Here is a 7,418-nt window from a genome sequence, read left to right as displayed (position 1 = left end):
AAACATATCAAGAAAAACAGTTTTAATTTATAATGAATTAATCATAGCAATTAAAGAATTGAGGTTTTGAATTTGAACACACACACTAAACATAGCCCTGGCAACCTGCGAACCGAGAAGAACCCGACCGGGACCCTGACCGAGGTCGATTTCGGCCTGGCCCCGGGCCGCATGGATGGCACGCCTGTGATCTCGGACGAGACGATGGCCAAGGCCAGGGCGTTGTTCGAGGCGCAGCAGGGCCGCCCGATGGAGGCCGATGACGAGGAATTGTTCGAGTTTGCGGCCCGCGCGCAATTCGAGACTGTCCAGGACCGCGACTATTTCCTCTTCCCCAGCACGGACAGTGCGCACCTCGGCGAGGAGGATGCACACGCCAGCGGGGACGGTGTGCGCAACGAGATCGTCCTCAACCGCCGCAGCGACGGAATGCCCATGCGCAACAAGCATTCCGGCGGGCCGGGGGTAGAGACCGAAGAAACCATCAGCAGCAGCCGGTTACAAAGCAGGCTTGGCCAGATGGTCGACGCGAAACACGGAATCGACGGCGTGCCGATGGGCGACGGTGGGGAATCCGAGGCGTCGGTCAATGTGGCGGAACTGCTGTCGCATTTCCGCATCGTGCGGGGCATATCTGGCACCGCAGACCTGATGGAGGACGTCTTCGTCACCCTGGGGTACGGCGAGGTCATGCCGATGGACCGATTCGCCGAGTCGGGCCTGGAGAAGCTGGCGAATACCTGGGCTCCTACGAAGGATGCCAAATGGGAGGAGCTCGCCGACCGCGCCAAGGTGCATTCGGCGGCAGGGAATCCGGTCTTGATTCGGGTCGACAGCCCTGACGAAATCGGGCCCATCGTCGCGAAGCTCAAAGAGCGGGGGATCGAGCCGCAGGTGGCGTCCTCGCCCGCGATCGCCGCCGCAGACGATCCGAACGAGTTCATCGAACGCATCACCCAGGACGCGGGTAGGCCGGTCGAAGTTGGCGAGGAGGTGGGCACGCAGGCCGACGTATCTCAGAACGCCGGCGCATCGAGCGAGGCCGGTGAGGAGGCAGGAGCAGACTGGGGGGCCGAGGAGGCGAGCGCGCTGGGCCCGGTCACCATCGGTGTCGATGTGATCATGCGCGGCAACGACTACAGCTCCGAGATACTCGGCAAGCCGTTCCGGTTGCTGGGCAGTGGATATTCCTCGGCGGCCGGTGAGATCAACGACCGGCAATTCGAGGGTCGCGGTTCGCGGCCCGACCAGCACGGTCCGATCCGATACAGCAGCGTCGAATACTTCGTGTCGCCAGAGGACCTGCTGTTCGACCAGCCACACGACGTCGCCGTTGTCGAGCGGTACAAGGCCGCGGTGGCGGCGGACGAGGCCGCGCCGACGGCCGAGACGCAAGCCGCGCTGATGTCCGCCGAAGAGGAGATGAACGGCCTCATCCCTGGGCTGAAGGCCGAAGTCGCCTTGCAGCTGCGGCGCAATCTGGTCGCCTCCGGCGCGGTCGCAGCGGACGCCGCGCCGACGGAATGGCGCACTGGCGGCCGGAACTCGTTGCCGGTTCAGCACATCCAGTACATCAACCGCGCCGCACATCACGAATCGGTCGTACCCGAGCTGCCGCCCGAGGCCCGTGCCGACGCTCCGTCACCGATAGCCGATGTTCCACGCGCATTGCCGGGGCGGATGCGGGACACCTACCGGGACCTGTGGGCAGTGCGCAACTGGCAGTACGTCCACGCCGCGACGGCCATCGCCGGATTGTCCCCGGCATCGCAGGCCGCGTTCCACGGCTGGACACGCTGGACCGGTATCGACGCGATCCAGCAGGCGCTGTCCTCGACTCCGGGCACTGCGGACGACCGGCTGGCCGCGTATGCGGCGCTGGACGCGGTATCCGCGTACAACGACTCCGCATGGGACATCGCGGCCATCCAGGCCGCGGCCGATCGCTCCGACCTGGCACCGCAGCTGCAGGCGTTCACCGGTGCCGTTCAGGATTGGCTGGCCGCGCGGGACGCCTTGTACAGCGCCGCCGCTTCTTCCGTCCAAGATGAGTCGTCTCCGTCGAGCGACCCGACTGGGAATGACGAGCCGGCAGGGGGCTATCGCGCGTACCTAGCTGCCAATGCCGCCCGAATGCAAGCGCGTGCGTCGTTGCTCGAGGCGGTGCAGGATAACGATGTGTCGCCGGATGTGGGGGACGCAGACCCCGGCCGCGACGATCAGTCGGCGGGTGCCGAGACTGGTAGTGAGGACGCGGATCGATCCGATTCGGCAGCGGAAGACGACCCGGCTCTAGAGGGATCCGACACCGACGCGGACGGCGCGCCGGAGGAGGACTCGACGAAGTCGGACGGATCCGACGCCGAGGTGGACGGCGTGCCGGAAGCGCAGTCTCTGACGGAGAATGACAGCACGGCAACAGCATTCAACGAGTTGACGAGTTCCGTTGCGACCTGGCCTGCGTTGACTCCGGTGCTCGGCGAGTTCGTCGCTGCGCTGCACGCCGCCCAAGCCCGCACGGTGACAACGCAACAGGGAACGACGCAATCCCACAACGGCGCGGCCGATGTGGCGGTGCTGCGGGAATTCCGCAAGCTGCTCACAGATCTGTCCGCCGACACGCTCACGCGACTCGAACGGATCATCGCGGAATACGCTCGCGCACACGCCGAGACCGTGCCCGATCCCGACGCGCTGCGAAACCCAGACGGGTATCCGAATGAACTGGATCGCCTGAATCCCGACGGTCCTCCCGGCGAGGGCACCGACAGCAGCCGTGACCCCGACTTCGCCGACTTGGCGCAGGCGACGGTCGATTGGCACGTGCTGCGAAGCGGAATCGAGCTTGTCGGCGAGTTGATAGAACCGGATTCGGCGGCGGATCCGACGCGAAGCGGTCTGTTGTGGTCGCATGCACAACGACTGGCCGAATGGTTGGCCGCCCGCCTTCCCGTGATGCAGTTGGGTGGGACACGCGAGCGCCTTGCGCATCCCGATGCCGAGGTGGTCGCCGCGCTCATGCAGCGCCAGGCCACCGCAAGTGCCGCATTGTCGACCGCGCAACGCGCGCTCGGACATCTCGGCGGAGCACAGACTGTTGCTGAGGTAGCTGAGGCCTCGGAGCACGGATCGGCATCGGACGAAGCGCCCGACGCCCGAACCGATGCCGAGTTGGAATCGGATCCAGCTGTGGCGGAGGGTGATCCGAGTCCTAGCGCCGCCGCGTCCGCTGTGTACGGGGTGCTGCGCGCGGAGGTGGCGGCGGCGGCAAGCCAAGCCGAGGCGCGGTGGCGGGCCGCGGTTGCGGCGTTGGGCGTGGATCCGCTCGCCGTGGATCCGGACGCGGTGCGTGAGCTTCAGGACGCCGCGTTCGAGCAATATGTACTGGCGGATGTGAATCGGTGGGTGTCGCCCGGAGCGCCGCGCCAGCGCCTCGAAGCCGCCATGGCCGCTGTCGGGGTCGACTTAGATGCCGCGCGCCCCCTTGCTGCGGCGGCGGTGCGTGAACTGTACGACGCGGCAGTCCGTCACCATGAGGCGCGCGAATGGCTGGACCGGCTCGATCTGGTGGCCGGTCTGGCCATTGATCCCGCGTCGAAGCTGGCCTACGCGCAGGCGGTGCTCGCGCGGGTCCTCGCATCGGAGCGGTTTGACCGGGCCACCGCAGACTTGCCGGAGGACGTGGTGCGGATCCTGCGCTCCCCGGCCGATCGGCTGTTCGTCTTCACGACGCTGAGCCTGGTGATATCCGGCGGACGCGACGATATCGTGCTGACGCCGCAGCAACGAGTGGAGCTGTACTACGCCGTCGCCGAATATCACAATGCCGGAACGGAAGCCGTGGCGGCCAGATGGCAGCTCGAAGCCGAACAGGACCAGACAAACGGCTCTGCGGGACCCGAGGTTTCCTACCCGGCGCGACTGCGGCGACTGGTACAGCAACTGCTGCCATCCCGGACGGAATCCCGGCACACACCGCCCGCCGCAGCAGCCACGACCGACCTGGTTAACCGCCTGTTCGATGGTGCGGACATTGCCGCCGACGATCCGCGACAGCGGAATTGGCTCGCCGAGATCGCGCTGGAGCTGCTGCGCACAGCGCGCAGACCGGCGGCGGACCCGGCGTTGGTCGGGCAAGCGCGCCGCGATGCGGTGAACAGCGCTCTCGCCACGCAGGTCCGTGTGCTGCATATGCTGGCCCAGCTCGACCGCCGAGGTCCCCGGCTCGACGCGCTGCACGACCCGGCCGAGTCGAACCTCACGCCGGAACAGATCGCCGAGATTGCCGCCTTGGCAGGCAGACTCGGAATCGAACCGCCGGATTCCTGGGACCCGAACCGGTGGCGCTCGGAACTCACGCGAGTGCACCGTGACCTGCGTGCGCAGGCGTTGCGCTTGGTCCAATTGCGCACGGACTCCGGACAGTCCAGGACACCAGCCGACACACTGGGTTATTCCGCCGAATTCCGCCGATACCAGCTTCGTCGCGAGGCCCTCGCGCAGTTGGAGGCACTCCTGTTCGGTGACGTCGAAACGCGAGAACCTCTGCGCGACATCGTCACTCGCCGTGCTGCGGAACGCGACGAGGCCCGGGCGCGATTGGTCGACGAATCCGACGATGTGGCGCAGCGCGCCACGGCACAGGCCATCGCGGCGGCCGCGGGCCCGCAGCAACTCACGCAAAGCGATCTCACCACGATCCGCGACGAGCTGGCTTCACTCCACGACGAACTAGCGGACGACCAGGTCTTCACCGGACCGGCCGCCGCCGAGATCGAGCTTGTGCGAACGCTGTTGGATCTCGTCACCGAAGCGCTGCGCACCAGCTCGTTCGAGTCCGCCCGTTCTGTTGCGGACTGGCTGGTCGCGCGCTATCGACTCGAGTCCGCCGTGGACCCGCTCGCCTATCTCAGGGCCGAGGTTGGCGACTGCGACGCGCTGTTCTGGTTCGGCCCCGAGGCCGCTGGGCTCATTTTGCGCATCGTGGACGCGCTGGCCGCTGTCGACGGCGCGGAGACCACCCGCCGCACTCTGCTCGTGGCGCTCGGTGAATACCAAGCGGCGACTCAGGTTTTCGACGTTGTCGATGTCGCGGTGTCCTTACCGGTGGTATCGGAATCCGTGTCGTCCGACGACGCGCTCGCCGACCGTGCCGCCCGAGCCCGCGCGGCGCTGGAAGAGCAGGCGCGTCGTGTTGAGGCGGAGGCATTCGACGCAGTGCACCCGGCCGTCGAGGTCGAGGACGATTCGGTTGGTGAGACCTCCCCCGATACCGCGCAAACCGGCCCAGCGGCTTCGCGTTTCGCGCAGTCGTTGGAGTCGGCTACATCCGTGGCGCAGATTCCGGGTGATGGGTCGGTCGACCGGATCCCCGCAATGGATGGTGTTCCGGTACATGGTGATCAGCGGGATATGTCGGCGATCGCCGACACGCTCGCGTCCTTCCCGGAGTCATTGGACAGACTGATGGGCCAGGGAACCTACGCGCAGCTCGAGCGCTGGGTACTGGACGAATTGCTGCCGAATCACCCCGAGGAACGCGGTATCCCGCTGGCTGCCCTGGTGGCTCTGCGCGCCTTTGGTTGTGGGCTGTTCACCGAACTGGATGCTGTGCGTGGCTCCGACGACCCGGTGTATCTGGCTGACCGTCAGGTATTCGAGGACGTCGTCACGGCTGGCATGGAATGCATGCCGATGTACCGAAACACTGCGGGTTGGGGACTCGAGGTGGACGAGTCGGACGTGGCAGCGCTGCTAGCGAGAATTCCCGTCGGCGCGCTCGTCGCCGACCAGGCCCTGATCGGTATGGATGCCGGTATGCCCCCACGGGGTAACGTCTGGTTCGTCCTCAATTCCCGCCGAGCGCGGGACCTTCGCCTGTTCTCCGATTCCACGACAAGTCGGACCGCGTTGGCGTACCCGCCCGGCGTCCGCCTCGAGGCGGGCATTCGCTACCAGGATGACGGCGTCTGGATAGTCCTTCTGAAGGAGTCAGTAAATGCTGCCGCGGAACCGGTCGAATCTCCCATTCCTCCAGCGGGTTACGTCCGCGGTCGGGACCTGCTCAGGGAGCTGGACTACCGCACGCTCACCACCTTGGACTCCACAGACGCGGCGACCGCAGGCGATGGCATTTTGGGCGGGATCTACCGACAACAAGGATTCGACGGACTGCCGACAATGGTCGGCCTAGGAGTAATCGATGCGATAGTGGCTGGCGGTGGACGGGAATTCTTCCGTGGCGTTACAGAGCCTGGCTATGTCGCCCAGTTCCGAACCGGCCGCTACTTCCCGGGTCGTTCCGTGTTTGGCGTCGACACAGGTAATGGTACGTATGTGACGACCAGCGGCAAGGTCGCCCTGCACTATGCGGAGGAGCGGCCCAACGGTGTCATCCGCATGGCACTACGGCCCGATGCCCGCAAGGGCGATTTGGCGACCATCGTGCGTGAGCAACAGCATGTGCTGAATCTCCGCATGGAGGAACGGGCGAATCTATTCGGTATCGAGCGACCGACGTACGAGGTGATCGCCCGAATCGACGCACTCAATGACCAAATCGAGGTGCTCGGCGATGTCGGGCGCTTTGCCAGTGCGACGGGCGACTACGACGCCTACCGCACCGACGCTGGTTATCTGGGCGAAGACGATGAGTACTGGGTGATCCTGAACCGCACCGCGCTGGTGGTCGAGGACGCCCCCACCCAAGCACCGACAAGCCAGGTCGAGCCGACCGATGGCGACGGGCAGGCGGTGGCCTCGGACCAGGGTGTCTTGCCCACTGGTCTGATGCGGCTGCGCAACCTGGTTGCGCATTGGCGTCAACAGGCGTGGGTTGCCCTGTGCCACCGCGCGACGGCGGGGGCAACGAGCGACCAGAATTCGCCGACCGATGAGGTCCGGACATACAACCGACTCAGCGCCGCAACGCAATTCATTGATCAGCTCGCCGCCGACCTGGACGCAGCGATCACCTCCTCGGAGCCTGGCTCGCGGCTGGATGGCCTGGCGGCGACCGTGACGGGGCTCAATGCGTTGGCGGAATCCATCGACCAAGCCCGGTCTCGGCTGCGGGCCCTGTCTGCCGGGCCGGAACGCGACTCCGCGTCCGACGAACTCACACGCCTGTGGGAACAGTTCGACGCCGCATGCGCACCGTCGACAGTCGGCCTGACCTACAACCAGTGCGACCCGTTGCTCTTGCAGCAGGTGAAGGCCGAGACGGGAAGCGGCCACTTCGGGACACTCGACGGTGTCGGGCCGGAGGGGGTCACACAGTCCGCCCATGAGGACGCGTGGTCGGCCGGATTGCAGGAATTCCGTGACCGCGACGAAGTTGCCGCGATGGTCCGCGATCTGGCTGAGTCCATGAACGTGTCGCGGCGCGACGGCGTCTTCGCGGTCGTTGTCACCGAGCT

At 66.0% G+C, this 7,418-nt stretch carries 1 pseudogene; it reads left to right on the top strand.

The window, feature by feature from the left end:
* Positions 1 to 72: 72 nt before the first annotated feature.
* Positions 73 to 7,418: pseudogene (locus ABZW16_RS42215) on the top strand (hypothetical protein); the annotation flags it as partial.

The sequence above is a fragment of the Nocardia sp. NPDC004604 genome (assembly GCF_040609795.1).
Lineage (GTDB): Bacteria > Actinomycetota > Actinomycetes > Mycobacteriales > Mycobacteriaceae > Nocardia.
This window is presented reverse-complemented; position numbering and strand designations above follow the sequence as displayed.